This window comes from Sporosarcina sp. P12(2017) (genome assembly GCF_002743035.1).
GTDB classification, from domain to species: Bacteria; Bacillota; Bacilli; order Bacillales_A; family Planococcaceae; genus Sporosarcina; species Sporosarcina ureae.
Window position 1 is genome coordinate 106,345 of sequence record NZ_PDYL01000004.1, and the last position, 16,971, is coordinate 123,315.

The window sequence follows — 16,971 nt, forward strand, 5'->3', positions numbered from 1 at the left end:
TCACTTCCTCACCCACAGCAATACACCTACCAATAGCACAAAAGTAATCAGAACAGCAGTATCCCTCATGTGCCAAGACAACTGACGGAACCTTGTGCGACCTTCTCCACCACGGTAGCCACGCACTTCCATAGCGATTGCTAAATCTTCTGCACGTTTAAACGCACTGACAAATAGCGGTACAAGCAACGGAATGACTGCTTGCACCCGCTCTTTGATGGAACCGGTACTTAAATCAGATCCTCTTGCTAGTTGTGCTTTTAAAATTTTATCCGTCTCATCCATTAAAGTTGGAATAAAACGAAGAGATATCGACATCATCAATGCCAACTCATGTACTGGCAATTTCAGCTTTTTAAAAGGATTGAGCAACGTTTCCAATCCATCCGTAATCGAGATTGGTGAAGTTGTTAATGTCAATACTGTCGTAATCAAAACGAGAACCAAAAATCGGATGGATATAAATATACCCATTCGCAAACCCTCTTCATAAATTTTGATAAACTTCCATTCAAATATAACGGGTCCTTCACGTGTAAAGAAGATATGTAATAGAAGAGTAAAAATGATCAGAAAGATGACCGGTTTTAACCCGTTGATCAAAAAGTATGGTCTAATTCGAGCGAGTGCAATGACAAACGCTGTGAAGCCAAGCAAAATGGCATAAGACACAACGTTATTGGCCAAGAACACCGCTACTACAAACAGAAAGACAAAGAGCAACTTGGAACGGGGGTCCATACGATGCACAATGGAGGTACCTGGAATAAAACGGCCAATAATCATTTTTTCTAACATGGCCGCTCCCCTTTTCTCGCAATAGCTTTTGCTAACTCTTGTGCCAATGTATCTTCCGTAAGTGCAATGCGATCAAAACGCTGTCCACTCATCTTTTCGATCTCACGCTGAAAACGCACGGAACGCGGGACGCTGAGTCGAAATGAATGAAGCTGATCTTCCAAACTATATATTTCTTCAGGCGTCCCTTCCATCACAGCCGTCCCCTCATGCATCACCAGGATTCGATCACTGTAGCGTGCCGCATCTTCCATACTATGTGTCACAAGGATCGTCGTTAGACTCTCTGTCTTATGCAAATGATGGAATAACTCCATAATCTCTTTACGACCTTTAGGATCCAAGCCCGCTGTAGGCTCGTCAAGGACTAAGACAGATGGCTTGAATGCTAGGACACCCGCAATCGCAACACGCCGCATTTGACCTCCTGACAGTTCAAAAGGAGACTTCTGCAGCACATCCTCCGGCAGACCTAAAAGCTTCACTAATTCATGTGCGCGAGCTCTTGCTTCCTCTTTCGGCACACCAAAATTTATAGGTCCGAACATGATATCTTTTTCAACTGTTTCTTCAAATAACTGGTGTTCAGGAAACTGAAACACAATCCCTACTTGGTTTCGAACTTCCTTCATCTTCTTACCTTTAGTCTGGGCAGTAATCATCGTGTCACCTATTTGGACAATACCTTCAGACGGCTTTAGCAACCCATTCAAATGAAGCAATAAAGTCGATTTCCCTGAGCCCGTATGACCAATGATTGATGTATAAGAGCCTGAAGGGATCGTAGCTGTCACGTCCTGCAAAGCACGTTTCTCAAACGGTGAATCTTTAGCGTATAAGTATCCTACTTGCTGAAGTGAAATGTCCACAATTCATTCACCAACTCTTCTTCTGTCATATGATTACCTTGCAACTCTACGCCAGTGGCTCTTAATAACTCAGAAACACGTAAAGCAAATGGCAGATCAAGTCCTACTTTTTCAAGTTCAGTACCTTGTTGGAAAATTTCCTGCGGTGTACCTACCATCAATACTTGTCCTTCATTCATTACCAATATACGATCTGCCAATAATACTTCCTCTAAATCATGCGTAATGGATAACACAGTCAAGTTAATTTCAGATCGTAACTTCTTGACGATCTCGATTACTTCTTCACGTCCCTGGGGATCCAGCATGGAAGTGGCTTCATCCAAAATAAGTAGCTCAGGATGCATAGCTAACGCGCCTGCAATCGCTACACGCTGCTTCTGACCACCTGAGAGATGATGTGGCTCGTGATGAATGTAATCCATCATCTTCACCTGTTCCAAAGCCTCTTGAACACGTTTTACCATCATGTCGTATGGTACGCCGTTGTTTTCTAATGCAAAGGCTACATCATCTTGCACAGTAGATCCGACAAACTGATTATCCGGGTTTTGAAAGACAATGCCCATACGCGAACGTGTTTCCCAAAGATTCTCTTCTGATAGTCGTTCCGAGAAGAGATGTACTTCACCTGATGAAGGAAACATCAAACCAATCAACAGCTTTGCTAGCGTCGACTTACCAGAACCGTTATGCCCTACAACTGCCAGCCATTCTCCTTCATACAAAGTGAAAGACGCATTATTCAATGCCTTAGTTGACATAGGCGAAGATTCTTCTTCCTCCATATCGTAAGAAAACTCCACATGGTGCATCGACGCTATTTCCTTCATTTAGATTCCTCCTCTTAGGTGGTGTTATGGATCAATATAAACTCTATGTAATCAGTTATTCTTATGTATAAAAAAAAAGCGCGTACCTCATCTAAGGAATGCGCCTTTGAAAACGAAAATGCCGGGTGCTCATGCCGACATCTCAGATGAGGTACGTAGAGCTAGACCAGTCGATTACTCGCGGATCATAACACTCAGCTTTTATGTCGTATAAATCTCGTACTTGTAATAAGAGGGTGTGCTGTGCGTGACAGACACACCCTCGAAGTGTTGGAATTACACCAGTTCGATAATAACTACTGGTGCGCCATCGCCACGGCGAGGTCCCATTTTCATTATACGTGTATAACCGCCTTGGCGATCTGCATAACGTGGTGCTACTGTATCAAAAAGTTTTTGAAGTGCAAACACTGTTGCTTCTTCGCCTTCTCCGTTTTCAACAGTTACCTTTTCACGACGGATATATTCAGCCGCTTGACGACGTGCATGAAGATCTCCACGTTTTCCAAGAGTGATCATCTTTTCAACTACTTTACGTAATTCTTTCGCACGTGTTTCAGTTGTTTGGATGCGCTCATGAATGATAAGATCTGTCGTTAAGTCGCGAAGCATTGCTTTACGTTGTGAACTTGTGCGTCCAAGTTTTCTGTATCCCATTTGAAGTTACCCTCCTTCAATATATGTCAGTTATTCTTCAGAGCGTAACTCAAGGTTTAGCTCATCCAATTTAGCTTTCACTTCTTCAAGTGATTTACGGCCTAAGTTTCGCACTTTCATCATTTCGTCTTCAGACTTGTTAGCAAGCTCTAAAACCGTGTTGATGCCTGCACGCTTCAAGCAGTTATAAGATCGGACAGAAAGATCAAGTTCTTCAATCGTCATTTCCAAAACTTTTTCTTTTTGGTCTTCTTCTTTTTCTACCATGATTTCTGCAGTTTGTGCTTCGTCAGTCATACCAACGAATATATTCAAATGCTCTGTAAGAATTTTAGCTCCAAGTGATACTGCCTCTTTAGGACCAATGCTTCCATCTGTCCATACATCGAGTGTCAACTTATCAAAGTTGGTACTTTGTCCGACGCGGGTGTTTTCGACTTGGAAGTTAACGCGTGATACAGGAGTGTAAATCGAGTCGATTGGAATTACACCAATCGCTAGATCCTCACGTTTGTTTTGATCGGAAGGAACATATCCGCGCCCACGTACAGCATACATACGCATACGTAAATGTCCATTTTTACCGAGAGTAGCAATCGGGAGATCTGGATTTAATACTTCAACATCACTATCATGTGTGATGTCTGCAGCCGTCACGACGCCTTCACCTTTCACATCGATCTCAATAACTTTCTCATCGTCTGAGTAAATTTTGAGAGCTAGTTTCTTCACATTCAAAATAACTGTAGATACGTCTTCGACGACACCTTCAATTGTAGCGAATTCATGAAGTACACCATCGATTTGAATAGATGTCACAGCAGCTCCTGGTAATGAAGACAAGAGAATGCGGCGCAAGGAATTCCCTAAGGTGTTTCCATATCCACGCTCTAATGGTTCGATAATAAACTTACCGAACTGTGAATCTTCACCGATCGTTACTGTTTCAATCTTTGGTTTCTCAATCTCGATCATTAATTTACCCTCCTCAAAACGTCTCTATAATGGTTTAACCTTATTGAATTCACTGATAATAGATAGTCTATTTCAACAGTATTAACAAAAAATGTCTTTCTTAATCCAATAGATTCAAACCGATTATACGCGACGACGTTTTGGCGGGCGACAACCATTATGCGGAACCGGAGTTACGTCTCTGATTGCAGTAACTTCAAGACCAGCAGCTTGCAGTGAACGGATAGCCGCTTCACGACCAGCACCTGGGCCTTTAACTGTTACTTCCAATGATTTTAAACCGTGTTCCATTGCTGTTTTCGCTGCAGTTTCAGCAGCCATTTGTGCAGCAAACGGAGTGGATTTACGGGAACCTCTAAAGCCAAGTGCACCAGCGCTAGACCATGAAAGTGCATTACCGTGGCTATCCGTGATAGTTACGATAGTGTTATTGAACGTTGAACGGATATGTGCAATACCAGTCTCAATATTCTTTTTTACACGACGTTTACGAGTTTGTTGTTTACGTGCCATGTTGGAAAGAACCCTCCTTTACCTAATTATTTTTTCTTGTTAGCCATTGTGCGTTTAGGACCCTTACGCGTACGTGCATTGTTTTTCGTGTTTTGTCCACGAACAGGCAATCCACGACGGTGACGGATACCACGGTTACTACCGATTTCCATCAAACGCTTGATGTTTAGAGAAGTTTCACGACGAAGATCTCCTTCTACTTTCAAGCCGTCAATTTGTTCACGAATCTTATCAAGCTCAGCGTCAGTTAAATCACGAACGCGAGTTTCTTGAGAAACATCAGCTGCAGTTAAAATTGATTGTGCAGTTGTTTTACCAATACCAAATATATATGTCAATGAAATGACAACGCGCTTATCGCGCGGAACGTCTACACCAGCAATACGTGCCATATAAGTTGTGCACCTCCTTGTGTTTTAGCCTTGTCTTTGTTTGTGCTTTGGATTTTCACAGATTACCATTACTCGGCCGCGTCTACGAATAACTTTACATTTTTCGCAGATCGGTTTTACAGATGGTCTTACTTTCATCTTACCCAACCTCCTTCAGTATTTCGGGAGTGCAAAAGTTTATTTGAAACGGTATGTGATACGACCACGTGTTAAATCGTAAGGTGAAAGTTCTAATGTCACCTTGTCGCCTGGCAGAATACGAATAAAGTGCATACGAATTTTACCTGACACGTGTGCAAGCACAGTATGTCCGTTTTCTAACTCCACTTTAAACATCGCATTCGGCAACGTTTCAAGAACAGTTCCTTCTACCTCAATTACGTCGTCCTTCGCCATCAATCCTGTCTCCCTTCTATATCCAATAAAGGCTTTCACCATCGAGCGGCATCAGTTGCCTTCAAAAGGCTTCCTTCAACATATGTCCAGTTAGCATGAGTGATGTTCGAAAGACGTCTGCCACATTTCGCTGTTTCGCATAAATCACGAATGAGATCCTTTATTGCCCTCGTTGCAGTGCCAATTATATATTATACTGCCATTGGCAATAGAATGCATGTCGGAACTACCAAGGAATTAATGATAAACTCTCATTGATCTTATAACAGGAACCTAATGCTTTTGCAGTTCGATTTCATCCATTACCTTCCGAACAATGAAGAAGATGTGCCCGAAAAGGATTGATTACTTTTTACCTTGTTGCAAAACTGCATCTAAGTCCTTGAATACAAGATTAATATCCTGTTGGCCATTAATTTTAGTCAGTACACCTTTTTCGCCATAAAAGTCGAGTAAAGGAGCTGTCTGATTCATATTTACTTCCAGACGATTCATGACAGTATCCGGATTGTCATCTGCACGTTGGTAAAGTTCGCCGCCATCTTTATCACACACATCTTCTACCTTTGGCGGGTTGAAGATCAAGTGATACGATGTGCCACATACTTTACAAATTCGACGGCCAGATAACCTTGCCACTAATTCTTCCGTATCGACTTCGATATCCAATACGTACTCAATGCTTTTTCCTAAATCCTCAAGCAAAGCATCTAATGCTTCAGCTTGTGGGACCGTTCTAGGGAAACCATCAAGCAAGAATCCTTTGTCACAATCCGGTTTGCTTAAACGTTCACGCACGATACCAATGGTAACTTCATCAGGAACTAATGCTCCTTGATCCATGAACGATTTTGCTTTAACTCCAAGTTCCGTGCCATCTTTGATGGCAGCACGGAACATATCGCCTGTAGAAATATGAGGGATTCCGTATTTCTCGACAATTTTGTCTGCTTGTGTGCCTTTACCAGCACCAGGCAGACCCATTAATACGATATTCATACGTCCTTGCCCTCCATTTGTTTACAATAGGTCAGGCTATTGCTTTTTATTTCATAAAGCCTCTGTAATGTCTCTTCACTAATTGTGATTCTAATTGCTTCATTGATTCAAGGGCAACCCCTACTACGATGAGCAAGCTCGTTCCGCCGATTTGAGCGGATTGAGGTAAATTCGCCAAGTTGATGAAGAAGATCGGCATAACCGCTACGACAGCAAGGAAAATCGAGCCGACGAACGTCAGTCTATACAGAGTACTTGTTAAGTACTTTTGAGTGTTTGCTCCTGGACGAATTCCTGGAATGTATGCACCTTGTTTTTTCAGATTGTCTGCCATATTTTCTGGATTCACTTGAATGAATGCATAGAAATACGTAAACGCGATAATAAGTGTTACATACAAAATCATACCAATCGGATTCGTATAATCGAAGATCCGAATAATAGTTTTAGTTACACTGTTCTCACCGAAAAATGGAGCGATTTGTTGTGGCGTTATAAAGAATGCCACCGCAAAGATTACCGGGATAACTCCTGCAGCATTTAATTTCAAAGGTAAGTGTGTTTGTTGACTTGCAACAGACTGATTGCGTCCTGAGACACGTTTCGCATATTGAATCGGAATTTTCCTCAATGCTTCTTGGAAGTAAATAACCCCGACCACAATGGCTACGATCACGATCAGCAGTAAGACCATCGTTGCAATTCTAATAAATAGTGCATCTCCAGCGTCTTGAATTTGCGTTACATACAACTGGTTAACAGCATTTGGAATGCCGGCAACAATCCCCGCAAAGATAATGATGGAAATACCATTTCCAACACCTTTTGCAGTAATTTGTTCACCAAGCCATAGAAGGAAAGCAGTACCGGCAGTCAACACAATCGCAATTGTGATATACGTAGATACGCTATTGTCTTGAATCAGTGTACCGCCAAATGTTTGGTTGAAACCAAACGACATGGCAAGTGCTTGAATAAAGGCCAGAACGATCGTGAAATATCTTGTGAATTGTGCAAGTTTACGTCTTCCGACGTCACCTTGTTTTGACCACTCAGTAAACTTTGGAACAACATCCATCTGCAAGAGTTGTACAATGATGGATGCCGTGATATACGGCATAATCCCCATTGCAAAGATCGAGAAGTTGGATAGTGCTCCTCCACCAAATGTGTTCAAGAATCCGATAAACTGGTTATCTGATTGTTGTAAAGCAGTTGCATCAACGTTTGGAACCGGAACAAATGTCCCTAGTCTAAAAACGATGAGCACTAGGAGGGTGAAAATTATTTTAGACCGGATCTCCTTCACACGCATGAAATTAGAGATTGTCTGAAACATTATACCACCTCTGTTTGCCCGCCTGCTTTTTCAATTGCTTCTTTTGCAGAAGCGGAGAATTTGTTAGCACGTACTGTGATCTTCTTATCAAGTGTTCCGTTACCCAGAATCTTGATACCAGATTTAGCGTTGCTTATAACACCAGTTTCAATTAGCAATTCCGGCGTTACTTCCGTGCCTTCTTCGAAACGATTTAATGTGTCGAGGTTAACGATGGCATAATCTTTACGATTGATGTTCGTGAACCCGCGCTTAGGAAGTCGTTGGAAAAGAGGAATTTGTCCACCTTCGAAACCAAGACGTACACCGCCGCCTGAACGAGCGTTTTGGCCGTCATGACCTCTACCAGAAGTCTTACCTGTTCCAGATCCAATCCCACGACCAACACGTTTGCGGTTTCTGCGAGATCCCTCAGCTGGTTTTAGCTCATGTAATTTCATCTTATCGGCACCTCCTTATTGTAAAATAGTACTTAAATTTCTTTAACGGTTACCAAGTGGCTAACTTTTGTAATCATACCACGGATGGCATCGTTGCTTTGATGCTCAACTGTTTGATTTAACTTTCGAAGGCCTAGTGCTTCAATTGTTTTACGCTGTGTTGGCTTTGAACCAATAACACTTTTCGTAAGGGTGACTTCAAGTTTGTTCGTCATTGTATTTCCCCCCTTAACCTAACAGTTCTTCTACGGATTTACCACGCAATTTGGCAATGTCTTCTGCGCGTTTCAAATTCTGCAACCCTTCGATTGTTGCACGTACCATGTTGATCGGTGTGCTTGATCCAAGAGATTTAGAAAGTATATCCGTGACGCCTGCAAGTTCAAGTACCGCACGGACAGGTCCACCTGCGATAACACCAGTACCCGGAGCAGCTGGCTTGATGAGGATTTGTCCTGCACCAAAGCGTCCGATTACTTCATGTGGAGTTGTACCTTTGACCATTGGCACTACAATCAAGTTTTTCTTCGCATCTTCAATTGCTTTACGGATTGCATCTGGAACTTCTTGTGCTTTACCAGTACCAAAACCGACACGACCATTTTTATCTCCGACTACGACAAGTGCAGTGAAGCGGAAACGACGTCCACCTTTTACAACTTTCGCAACGCGGTTGATCGTTACTACGCGTTCTTCAAACTCACTTTTGTTCTGATCATTACGACGCATGAAATATGTCCCTCCCTCTTAATTAAAATTCCAGACCATTTTCGCGTGCAGCGTCAGCTAATGCTTTTACACGGCCGTGGAAAAGATATCCGCCGCGGTCGAATACAACCGCTTTAACGTCTTTTTCAACAGCTTTCTTTGCAATAAGCTCGCCGACTTTAGCTGCAGATTCAGTGTTACCAGTAGATCCAGCCTCAACATCGTTATCTCTTGTAGAAGCGCTAACGATTGTTACGCCATTCAAATCATCAATCAATTGTGCATAGATGTGTTTGTTTGAACGGTAGACGTTTAGACGTGGACGCTCTGCAGTTCCGCTGATTTTCGTACGCACACGTGCGTGACGCTTTTTACGGACAGCGTTTTTATCTTGTTTCGTGATCATCGGAGTCACTCCTTCCAAATACCTCAAGCGGTATTATTTACCTGTTTTACCTTCTTTACGACGAACGATTTCGCCTTCATAACGAATACCTTTGCCTTTATACGGCTCTGGCGGACGTACTTGACGGATGTTAGAAGCAAGAGCACCTACGTGTTCTTTGTTGTATCCGCGAACGATTACTTTCGTGTTCGCTGGAACTTCAACTTCTACACCTTCTTCTGGTGTGAACTCTACTGGGTGTGAGTAACCTACGTTCAATACAAGTTTCTTCCCTTGCATAGAAGCACGGTATCCAACCCCAACCAATTCAAGTGTGCGTTCAAATCCTGTAGATACTCCCACTACCATGTTGTTAAGAACAGAGCGTGTAGTACCGTGAATTGAACGGTGAGCTTTTGATTCAGAAGGACGAGTAAATGTAATTACATTGCCTTCTTGAGTGATCGTAATTTCTTTATCTAATTGTCTCGAAAGTTCACCTTTCGGACCTTTAACAGTAGCGAAGTTTGCATCTGAAATTGTTACAGTAACACTTTCAGGAACTTCGATCTGACGATTACCAATACGGGACATTCTATTGCACCTCCATTCAATTGTAGCTAATTACCAAACGTAAGCGACGACTTCTCCGCCGACTTGTTTAGCGCGGGCTTCTTTGTCTGTTAATACACCGTTTGATGTAGAAACTAGTGCAACACCTAAGCCGTTAAGTACTTTAGGTACTTCGTTTGATTTAGCATATACACGAAGTCCTGGTTTAGAAATACGTTTTAAGCCATTGATAACGCGTTCGTTATCCTGACCGTATTTTAGGAAAATGCGGATGATGCCTTGTTTGTTATCTTCCACGTATTCCACATCACGAACGAAACCTTCTCGTTTTAAGATCTCGGCGATTTCTTTCTTTACGTTTGAAGCAGGTACCTCAAGCTTCTCGTGGCGAACCATGTTCGCATTACGGATGCGTGTAAGCATATCTGCAATCGGATCACTCATTGTCATTTGAATTAACCTCCTTCCCTAATTAGGGGTTTACCAGCTGGCTTTTTTAACGCCAGGAAGTTGTCCCTTGTATGCAAGTTCGCGGAAACAAATACGGCAAAGTTTAAATTTGCGATATACTGAATGTGGACGACCACAACGTTCGCAGCGTGTATATTCTTGTACTTTGTACTTTGGCGTACGTTTCTGTTTAGCGATCATAGATTTCTTAGCCACGTTTTCGCCTCCCTATTATTTTACTTTTGGAATGGCATGCCACACTGTGCAAGCAACTCACGTGCTTCTTCATCAGTGTTAGCTGTCGTCACGATGACGATATCCATCCCTCGTACTTTTGATACTTTATCGAAGTCAATTTCAGGGAAAATAAGTTGCTCTTTCACACCAAGAGTATAGTTACCGCGACCGTCAAACGCTTTTTTAGAAACGCCACGGAAGTCACGTACACGTGGTAATGAGATTGAAACTAATTTATCGAGAAACTCATACATGCGCTCACCGCGAAGCGTTACTTTTGCTCCGATCGGCATACCTTCACGTAAACGGAATCCTGCGATAGATTTTTTCGCTTTAGTAATGACTGGTTTTTGACCTGAAATAGTTGCAAGATCCTCTACAGCTGCATCAAGTGCTTTTGTATTTTGGACAGCATCACCAACACCCATGTTGATAACGATTTTGTCTACTTTAGGAACCTGCATAACAGATGTATATTCAAACTTGCTCATTAGAGCAGGTGTGATTTCTTTAGAAAACTTCTCTTTCAAACGACTCATCAGTCGGACCTCCCTTCATGCAATACTTACTTATCCAGTGATTCACCGGATTTTTTTGCAATACGTACTTTTTTACCGTCTTCCATTTTATAACCTACACGAGTCGGCTCGCCTGTTTTAGGATCGATTACCATCACGTTTGAGACATGAATTGTAGACTCTTGGCTTACAATTCCGCCCTGTGGATTTTCTTGGTTCGGCTTTGTGTGTTTTTTGACGATATTAATACCTTCAACAAGCACACGGTCTTTTTTCGGATAAGCAGTTAGGATCACACCTGTTTTACCTTTATCTTTCCCAGAGATCACCATTACTTTGTCGCCTTTTTTAACGTGCATTTATCGCACCTCCTTGACTGGCTCTGTCATTAGAATTAAAGAACTTCTGGAGCAAGTGAAATAATTTTCATGAAGTTACTGTCGCGTAGTTCGCGAGCAACTGGTCCGAAAATACGTGTTCCACGTGGCCCTTTATCATCACGAATAATAACGCAAGCATTCTCATCGAATGTAATGTATGAACCGTCTTTACGACGAACACCACTTTTCGTACGAACAATGACGGCTTTAACGACGTCACCCTTCTTAACAACGCCACCTGGTGTTGCCTTCTTAACCGTAACAACAACTACGTCACCGATGTTAGCTACTTTACGACCTGATCCGCCTAGTACTTTAATTGTTAGTACTTCGCGTGCACCAGAGTTGTCAGCAACTTTCATTCTACTTTCCTGTTGAATCATCGAGGTTACCTCCTTCCGAAATCTGGGTTAAAAACCTATTAGATGATGATCGCTTTTTCAACGACTTCTAGAAGACGGAAACGCTTAGTTGCCGATAATGGACGAGTTTCCATAATACGAACAACATCGCCGATTTTCGCTTCGTTTAGCTCATCATGAACTTTAAGTTTCTTAGAGTACTTTACACGCTTACCGTATAAAGAATGTTTTTTGTATGTTTCTACCATTACCGTTACGGTTTTATCCATTTTATCGGAAACCACACGGCCTGTGTATACTTTGCGCTGGTTACGCTCAGTCATGGCTGCAACCTCCTTCATCAGTTATTTGCACTGATTTCTCTTTGTCGTATTACAGTTTTCATGCGCGCAATCGATTTGCGTACTTCACGGATGCGTGCAGTGTTTTCTAATTGACCTGTCGCTAACTGGAAGCGAAGGTTGAAAAGCTCTTCTTTAAGTGATTTCACTTTTTGCTCGATCTCTGCAGTTGTTAAGTCACGAATTTCATTAGCTTTCATTAGACTCACCACCAATTTCTTGTCGTTTTACAAACTTGCTTGTTACAGGAAGTTTGTGCGATGCAAGTCTAAGTGCCTCACGAGCAACCTCTTCTGAAACACCTGCAATTTCGAACATTACTCTACCAGGTTTCACAACTGCAACCCAGCCTTCTACAGCACCTTTACCGGAACCCATCCGGACTTCTAGAGGCTTTTTAGTATATGGTTTGTGCGGGAAAATATTGATCCATACTTTACCGCCACGTTTCATGTAACGAGTCATAGCAATACGAGCAGATTCAATCTGACGGTTTGTGATCCAACTTGCTTCTAGAGCTTGAAGACCATACTCACCAAATTGAACTGTAGCGCCACCTTTTGTTTCACCACGCATTTTCCCACGGAATACACGACGATGTTTTACACGTTTAGGCATTAACATATTATTTGCCTCCTTCCCCAGAGTTCTTCTTAACTTTTACTGGAAGGACTTCACCACGATAAATCCATACCTTTACGCCAAGCTTACCATAAGTAGTATCAGCTTCAGCATGTGCATAATCTATATCTGCACGTAATGTATGAAGAGGGACAGTTCCTTCACTGTAGTGTTCTGCACGAGCGATATCAGCACCGCCGAGACGACCAGACACTTGTGTTTTAATTCCTTTTGCGCCAGAACGAATAGTACGTTGAATTGCTTGTTTCTGTGCACGACGGAATGATACACGACTTTCTAATTGACGAGCGATTGATTCTGCGACTAATCTCGCATCCAAATCAGCGCGTTTGATTTCTACGATGTTGATGTGTACACGCTTGCCTGTGATTTCGTTAAGTTGCTTACGAAGTGTTTCTACTTCGGAACCACCTTTACCGATAACCATACCTGGCTTTGCAGTGTGGATTGTAATATTAACACGCTTAGCAGCACGCTCAATTTCAACTTTTGAAACTGATGCTTCGATAAGACGCTTTTCAATGTATTCACGGATCTTTAAGTCTTCATGTAGTAAGGACGCATAGTCTTTTTCCGCGTACCATTTTGAGTCCCAGTCACGGATGACGCCTACACGGAGTCCATTAGGATGTACTTTTTGGCCCACTAATTACCCCTCCTTCTTTTCAGATACCACTAATGTGATGTGGCTTGTACGTTTGTTAATCGCACTTGCACGACCTTGTGCGCGTGGACGGAAACGTTTCATTGTTGGTCCTTCATCTACGAATACTTCACTGACGATTAAGTTCTCAGTATCCATTTCGTAGTTATGTTCAGCGTTTGCAATTGCTGATTTCAATAATTTTTCCACGACTGGAGATGCCGCTTTAGGCGTAAGTCGTAGAATAGCCATAGCTTCACCTATATTCTTGCCGCGAATAAGATCAACGACCAAACGAACTTTGCGAGAAGCAATACGGACTGTGCGTACAGATGCTTTAGCTTGTTGCATCAGGATAACCTCCTCTCAAATTAGCGTTTTGTTTTCTTATCGTCGGCACCATGGCCTCTGTATGTGCGTGTAGGTACGAATTCACCTAGTTTGTGACCTACCATATCTTCCGTTACATAAACAGGAACGTGTTTACGCCCATCATATACTGCAATCGTTAATCCGATGAAAGTCGGGAAGATTGTTGAACGGCGTGACCATGTTTTAATAACCTGTTTCTTTTCTGAGTTTTTTTGTGCGTCAACCTTTTTTAGTAAATGGTCATCTGCAAAAGGTCCTTTTTTCAAGCTGCGGCCCATTCTGGAACCTCCTTCCGAGTATGTACTACGGTCCATCTACTGAACCGCAGTGCAATAACATTATTTTTTACGACGACGAACGATAAGTTTATCTGATTTATTGTTCTTCGTGCGTGTCTTGAATCCAAGAGTTGGTTTACCCCAAGGAGTAACAGGACTTGGACGACCGATTGGTGTACGTCCTTCACCACCACCGTGTGGGTGATCGTTAGGGTTCATTACAGATCCACGAACAGTTGGACGTTTGCCTAACCAACGTGAACGACCTGCTTTACCAATGTTGATCAATTCGTGTTGCTCGTTACCAACTTGACCGATTGTAGCACGGCAAGTAGCAAGAATCATACGAACTTCTCCTGATTGTAGACGAATGATGACGTATTTGCCTTCGCGTCCTAGTAATTGAGCTGAAGTTCCTGCTGAACGAACTAATTGTCCGCCTTTGCCTGGTTTCATTTCAATATTGTGAATCGTAGAACCCATAGGGATGTTCTCTAATGGTAGAGCATTTCCTACACGGATGTCCGCTTCAGGTCCTGAGATGATTGTGGAACCTACTGTCAATCCTTTAGGAGCAAGGATGTATTTCTTTTCACCATCTGCATAGTTGATTAATGCGATGTTTGCTGAACGGTTTGGATCATATTCGATCGTAGCAACGCGTCCTGGAATGCCGTCTTTCCGACGTTGGAAATCGATGACACGGTATTGGCGCTTATGTCCTCCACCTTGGTGACGAACTGTCATTCTACCTTGGTTGTTACGTCCGCCTTTACGCTTTACTGGTGCAAGCAATGATTTTTCTGGTTTGCTAGCTGTAATCTCAGCAAAGTCAGAAGAAGTCATGTTACGACGTCCGTTGGAGGTAGCTTTGTACTTCTTAATCGCCATTTTGTGTTCCCTCCTTCATTTAGTATGAGTTAATTACATTTCAAAAAGTTCGATATCTTTGGAATCAGTAGTTAATGTAACAATTGCCTTACGGCGTTTGTTTGTATAACCAGCATGTTTCCCCATACGCTTGAACTTACCTTTGTAGTTCATAACGTTAACTTTTTCAACTTTAACACCGAAGATTTCTTCAATAGCTTGTTTCACATGCGTTTTGTTCGCGCGTGTATCAACTTCGAATGTATATTTCCTTAAGTCTTCCATTTGTTCAGAAGAACGCTCGGTAATGACCGGACGTTTCAGAATATCACGTGCTTCCATTAACCAAGCACCTCCTCGACTTTTTCTATTGCTGCTTTTGTCATAACTAGCTGGTCATGTCCGACTAGGTCAAGAACATTAATACCATTGGCTGAAATGACGCTGATTCCTGGAATATTACTAGCAGACAATGCTACCGATTCTTCTAGATCAGCTGTAACAAATAATGCTTTCTTAGTGATTGAAAGGTCTTCAAGCACTTTAACAAAGCCTTTTGTTTTTGGTGCATCAAATGCTAAGTTTTCTAGAACGATTAGTTCTTCAGCTGCTACTTTCGTAGAAAGAGCGGATAGAAGTGCTAAACGTCGAACTTTCTTAGGCATTTTATAGCTGTAACTACGTGGTGATGGACCGAATACGATACCGCCTCCACGCCATTGTGGTGATCTGATTGAACCTTGACGAGCACGACCTGTACCCTTTTGACGCCACGGTTTACGACCGCCGCCTGCTACTTCCGCGCGAGTTTTAACCTTATGGTTACCTTGGCGTAAAGAGGCTTGTTGTTGAACAATTGCTTCGAATAATACTGCTTCATTCGGCTCGATTCCAAAAATCGCATCGTTTAGTTCGATGTCGCCGACAGCAGAACCTGTTTGACTTACTACAGATACTTTAGGCATTCCTGTTTCCTCCTTTCTGTTTTACTCAGTTTCCTTTGATAGCACTTTTCACTTGTACAAGTGATTTACGAGCTCCAGGAACGTTACCTTTTACTAATAACAAGTTGCGCTCAGCGTCAACTCGAACGATTTCAACGTTTTGGATCGTTACTGTTTTGCCACCAGTACGTCCAGGTAGTTTTTTTCCTTTGAATACGCGTTGTGCATCGACTGCTCCAAGTGAACCTGGCGCGCGATGGAAACGTGATCCGTGAGTCATTGGTCCACGTGAGTAACCGTGGCGCTTAATAACACCTTGGAATCCTTTACCTTTTGAAACTCCTGTAATGTCTACTACTTCGCCTTCTGCGAATGTATCGACTTTGACTTCCTGACCAACTTCGTATGCACTAACGTCAGCTCCGCGAACTTCGCGAATGAAGCGCTTAGGTGCAGTGTTAGCTTTTGCTACGTGGCCTTGTTCAGGCTTGTTTGAAAGCTTTTCACGTTTATCATCAAATCCTAGTTGGATTGACTCGTAGCCGTCTGTTTCTATTGTCTTCTTTTGAAGAACAACGTTTGGAGCAGCTTCAATCACTGTTACTGGGATTAGATCGCCGTTTTCAGCAAATACTTGCGTCATTCCGACTTTTCTTCCTAAGATTCCTTTGGTCATTAGTCACACCTCCTGTAATATTGTTTGATTTTATGTTTTATAGTTTAATTTCGATGTCGACGCCTGATGGTAAATCAAGCTTCATAAGTGCATCCACCGTTTGTGGCGTTGGATTCACGATATCAATTAAACGTTTGTGTGTACGCATTTCAAATTGCTCACGTGAATCTTTATATACGTGAACAGAACGCAATACCGTGTAAACTGATCTTTCAGTTGGCAACGGAATTGGACCTGAAACACTAGCTCCAGAACGTTTAGCCGTTTCAACAATCTTTTCAGCTGACTGATCGATCATTCTGTGATCGTAAGCTTTTAATCTAATACGAATCTTTTGTTTTGCCATTACTTTCCCTCCCTTTCGCCTATTTTATAGACAAT

The 16,971-nt window shown here is 42.3% G+C and carries 32 protein-coding genes; all 32 read right to left on the reverse strand.

Translation table 11 applies throughout. The features are described from left to right. The 32 genes from CSV80_RS04475 to rpsJ all read right to left on the reverse strand — a co-directional run bounded on the left by CSV80_RS04475 (window position 1) and on the right by rpsJ (window position 16,936). Entirely contained in the window at window positions 1–798 is a 798-nt protein-coding gene (locus CSV80_RS04475) for an energy-coupling factor transporter transmembrane component T family protein (protein ID WP_099669927.1), read from the reverse strand. After that, window positions 792–1,667 (reverse strand): energy-coupling factor ABC transporter ATP-binding protein, encoded by an 876-nt coding sequence (locus CSV80_RS04480; RefSeq protein ID WP_099669928.1) that lies wholly within the window; start codon window positions 1,665–1,667, stop codon window positions 792–794. Before CSV80_RS04480 ends, CSV80_RS04475 begins: the two co-directional genes overlap by 7 nt. Further along, window positions 1,643–2,500 carry an energy-coupling factor ABC transporter ATP-binding protein gene (locus CSV80_RS04485; RefSeq protein ID WP_099669929.1) on the reverse strand — a complete coding sequence of 286 codons (858 nt, stop codon included), beginning with the start codon at window positions 2,498–2,500 and terminating at the stop codon, window positions 1,643–1,645. The genes CSV80_RS04480 and CSV80_RS04485 overlap by 25 nt, the downstream gene beginning before the upstream one ends. Window positions 2,501–2,776: 276 nt before the next feature. Continuing rightward, entirely contained in the window at window positions 2,777–3,157 is a 381-nt protein-coding gene (rplQ, locus tag CSV80_RS04490; RefSeq protein WP_029053254.1) for a 50S ribosomal protein L17, read from the reverse strand. 30 nt (window positions 3,158–3,187) lie between these two features. Beyond that, entirely contained in the window at window positions 3,188–4,132 is a 945-nt protein-coding gene (locus CSV80_RS04495) for a DNA-directed RNA polymerase subunit alpha (protein ID WP_029053255.1), read from the reverse strand. Window positions 4,133–4,255: 123 nt separating this feature from the next. Continuing rightward, window positions 4,256–4,645, reverse strand: a complete 390-nt coding sequence (gene rpsK, locus CSV80_RS04500) for a 30S ribosomal protein S11 (protein ID WP_009499031.1) — start codon at window positions 4,643–4,645, stop codon at window positions 4,256–4,258. A 26-nt stretch (window positions 4,646–4,671) separates the two neighbouring features. After that, the gene (gene rpsM, locus CSV80_RS04505) at window positions 4,672–5,037 is read right to left on the reverse strand and encodes a 30S ribosomal protein S13 (RefSeq protein WP_085132003.1); all 366 of its coding nucleotides are present in this window, start codon (window positions 5,035–5,037) and stop codon (window positions 4,672–4,674) included. Window positions 5,038–5,061: 24 nt separating this feature from the next. After that, complete coding sequence (gene rpmJ, locus CSV80_RS04510) at window positions 5,062–5,175, reverse strand: 50S ribosomal protein L36 (protein ID WP_076758849.1); 114 nt, start codon at window positions 5,173–5,175, stop codon at window positions 5,062–5,064. A 39-nt stretch (window positions 5,176–5,214) separates the two neighbouring features. Then, on the reverse strand, window positions 5,215–5,433 hold the full coding sequence (gene infA / locus CSV80_RS04515) for a translation initiation factor IF-1 (protein WP_029053257.1): 219 nt from the start codon (window positions 5,431–5,433) through the stop codon (window positions 5,215–5,217). A gap of 345 nt (window positions 5,434–5,778) precedes the next feature. Continuing rightward, window positions 5,779–6,432, reverse strand: a complete 654-nt coding sequence (locus CSV80_RS04520) for an adenylate kinase (protein WP_029053258.1) — start codon at window positions 6,430–6,432, stop codon at window positions 5,779–5,781. A gap of 46 nt (window positions 6,433–6,478) precedes the next feature. Then, a complete protein-coding gene (gene secY, locus CSV80_RS04525) occupies window positions 6,479–7,771 on the reverse strand; it encodes a preprotein translocase subunit SecY (protein ID WP_029053259.1) in 1,293 nt (430 codons plus the stop codon). Continuing rightward, entirely contained in the window at window positions 7,771–8,211 is a 441-nt protein-coding gene (gene rplO, locus CSV80_RS04530; protein ID WP_099669930.1) for a 50S ribosomal protein L15, read from the reverse strand. Before rplO ends, secY begins: the two co-directional genes overlap by 1 nt. A 32-nt stretch (window positions 8,212–8,243) precedes the next feature. Continuing rightward, complete coding sequence (rpmD, locus tag CSV80_RS04535) at window positions 8,244–8,426, reverse strand: 50S ribosomal protein L30 (protein WP_029053261.1); 183 nt, start codon at window positions 8,424–8,426, stop codon at window positions 8,244–8,246. Window positions 8,427–8,439: 13 nt separating this feature from the next. Next, window positions 8,440–8,940 carry a 30S ribosomal protein S5 gene (rpsE, locus tag CSV80_RS04540; protein WP_029053262.1) on the reverse strand — a complete coding sequence of 167 codons (501 nt, stop codon included), beginning with the start codon at window positions 8,938–8,940 and terminating at the stop codon, window positions 8,440–8,442. Window positions 8,941–8,962: 22 nt separating this feature from the next. Next, on the reverse strand, window positions 8,963–9,325 hold the full coding sequence (gene rplR, locus CSV80_RS04545; RefSeq protein WP_029053263.1) for a 50S ribosomal protein L18: 363 nt from the start codon (window positions 9,323–9,325) through the stop codon (window positions 8,963–8,965). A 33-nt stretch (window positions 9,326–9,358) separates the two neighbouring features. Continuing rightward, window positions 9,359–9,898, reverse strand: coding sequence for a 50S ribosomal protein L6 (gene rplF / locus CSV80_RS04550; protein ID WP_099669931.1), 540 nt, complete (start codon window positions 9,896–9,898; stop codon window positions 9,359–9,361). A 30-nt stretch (window positions 9,899–9,928) separates the two neighbouring features. Beyond that, window positions 9,929–10,327 (reverse strand): 30S ribosomal protein S8, encoded by a 399-nt coding sequence (rpsH, locus tag CSV80_RS04555; RefSeq protein WP_029053265.1) that lies wholly within the window; start codon window positions 10,325–10,327, stop codon window positions 9,929–9,931. 30 nt (window positions 10,328–10,357) lie between these two features. Continuing rightward, entirely contained in the window at window positions 10,358–10,543 is a 186-nt protein-coding gene (locus tag CSV80_RS04560) for a type Z 30S ribosomal protein S14 (protein ID WP_008298870.1), read from the reverse strand. Between the two features lie 20 nt (window positions 10,544–10,563). Then, the gene (rplE, locus tag CSV80_RS04565) at window positions 10,564–11,103 is read right to left on the reverse strand and encodes a 50S ribosomal protein L5 (protein WP_029053266.1); all 540 of its coding nucleotides are present in this window, start codon (window positions 11,101–11,103) and stop codon (window positions 10,564–10,566) included. Between the two features lie 26 nt (window positions 11,104–11,129). Beyond that, window positions 11,130–11,441, reverse strand: a complete 312-nt coding sequence (rplX, locus tag CSV80_RS04570) for a 50S ribosomal protein L24 (protein ID WP_029053267.1) — start codon at window positions 11,439–11,441, stop codon at window positions 11,130–11,132. Window positions 11,442–11,476: 35 nt separating this feature from the next. Next, window positions 11,477–11,845 carry a 50S ribosomal protein L14 gene (rplN, locus tag CSV80_RS04575; protein WP_029053268.1) on the reverse strand — a complete coding sequence of 123 codons (369 nt, stop codon included), beginning with the start codon at window positions 11,843–11,845 and terminating at the stop codon, window positions 11,477–11,479. A 38-nt stretch (window positions 11,846–11,883) separates the two neighbouring features. Next, on the reverse strand, window positions 11,884–12,147 hold the full coding sequence (rpsQ, locus tag CSV80_RS04580) for a 30S ribosomal protein S17 (RefSeq protein WP_029053269.1): 264 nt from the start codon (window positions 12,145–12,147) through the stop codon (window positions 11,884–11,886). Window positions 12,148–12,164: 17 nt separating this feature from the next. Continuing rightward, on the reverse strand, window positions 12,165–12,365 hold the full coding sequence (gene rpmC / locus CSV80_RS04585) for a 50S ribosomal protein L29 (protein ID WP_025783856.1): 201 nt from the start codon (window positions 12,363–12,365) through the stop codon (window positions 12,165–12,167). Continuing rightward, a complete protein-coding gene (rplP, locus tag CSV80_RS04590) occupies window positions 12,355–12,789 on the reverse strand; it encodes a 50S ribosomal protein L16 (protein ID WP_029053270.1) in 435 nt (144 codons plus the stop codon). Before rplP ends, rpmC begins: the two co-directional genes overlap by 11 nt. Before the next feature lies 1 nt (window position 12,790). Beyond that, window positions 12,791–13,453: a 30S ribosomal protein S3 gene (gene rpsC / locus CSV80_RS04595; protein ID WP_029053271.1), complete on the reverse strand. Its 663-nt coding sequence runs from the start codon at window positions 13,451–13,453 to the stop codon at window positions 12,791–12,793. A gap of 3 nt (window positions 13,454–13,456) precedes the next feature. After that, entirely contained in the window at window positions 13,457–13,801 is a 345-nt protein-coding gene (gene rplV / locus CSV80_RS04600; protein ID WP_037561627.1) for a 50S ribosomal protein L22, read from the reverse strand. A 20-nt stretch (window positions 13,802–13,821) separates the two neighbouring features. After that, window positions 13,822–14,100 carry a 30S ribosomal protein S19 gene (gene rpsS / locus CSV80_RS04605; protein ID WP_029053273.1) on the reverse strand — a complete coding sequence of 93 codons (279 nt, stop codon included), beginning with the start codon at window positions 14,098–14,100 and terminating at the stop codon, window positions 13,822–13,824. Window positions 14,101–14,160: 60 nt separating this feature from the next. Beyond that, window positions 14,161–14,991: a 50S ribosomal protein L2 gene (gene rplB / locus CSV80_RS04610; protein WP_029053274.1), complete on the reverse strand. Its 831-nt coding sequence runs from the start codon at window positions 14,989–14,991 to the stop codon at window positions 14,161–14,163. A gap of 33 nt (window positions 14,992–15,024) precedes the next feature. Then, entirely contained in the window at window positions 15,025–15,312 is a 288-nt protein-coding gene (gene rplW / locus CSV80_RS04615) for a 50S ribosomal protein L23 (protein WP_029053275.1), read from the reverse strand. Continuing rightward, window positions 15,312–15,935 carry a 50S ribosomal protein L4 gene (rplD, locus tag CSV80_RS04620; RefSeq protein ID WP_099669932.1) on the reverse strand — a complete coding sequence of 208 codons (624 nt, stop codon included), beginning with the start codon at window positions 15,933–15,935 and terminating at the stop codon, window positions 15,312–15,314. Before rplD ends, rplW begins: the two co-directional genes overlap by 1 nt. A 25-nt stretch (window positions 15,936–15,960) precedes the next feature. Further along, window positions 15,961–16,590, reverse strand: a complete 630-nt coding sequence (gene rplC / locus CSV80_RS04625; RefSeq protein WP_029053277.1) for a 50S ribosomal protein L3 — start codon at window positions 16,588–16,590, stop codon at window positions 15,961–15,963. A 37-nt stretch (window positions 16,591–16,627) separates the two neighbouring features. After that, a complete protein-coding gene (gene rpsJ / locus CSV80_RS04630; RefSeq protein ID WP_029053278.1) occupies window positions 16,628–16,936 on the reverse strand; it encodes a 30S ribosomal protein S10 in 309 nt (102 codons plus the stop codon). Window positions 16,937–16,971: the final 35 nt, after the last annotated feature.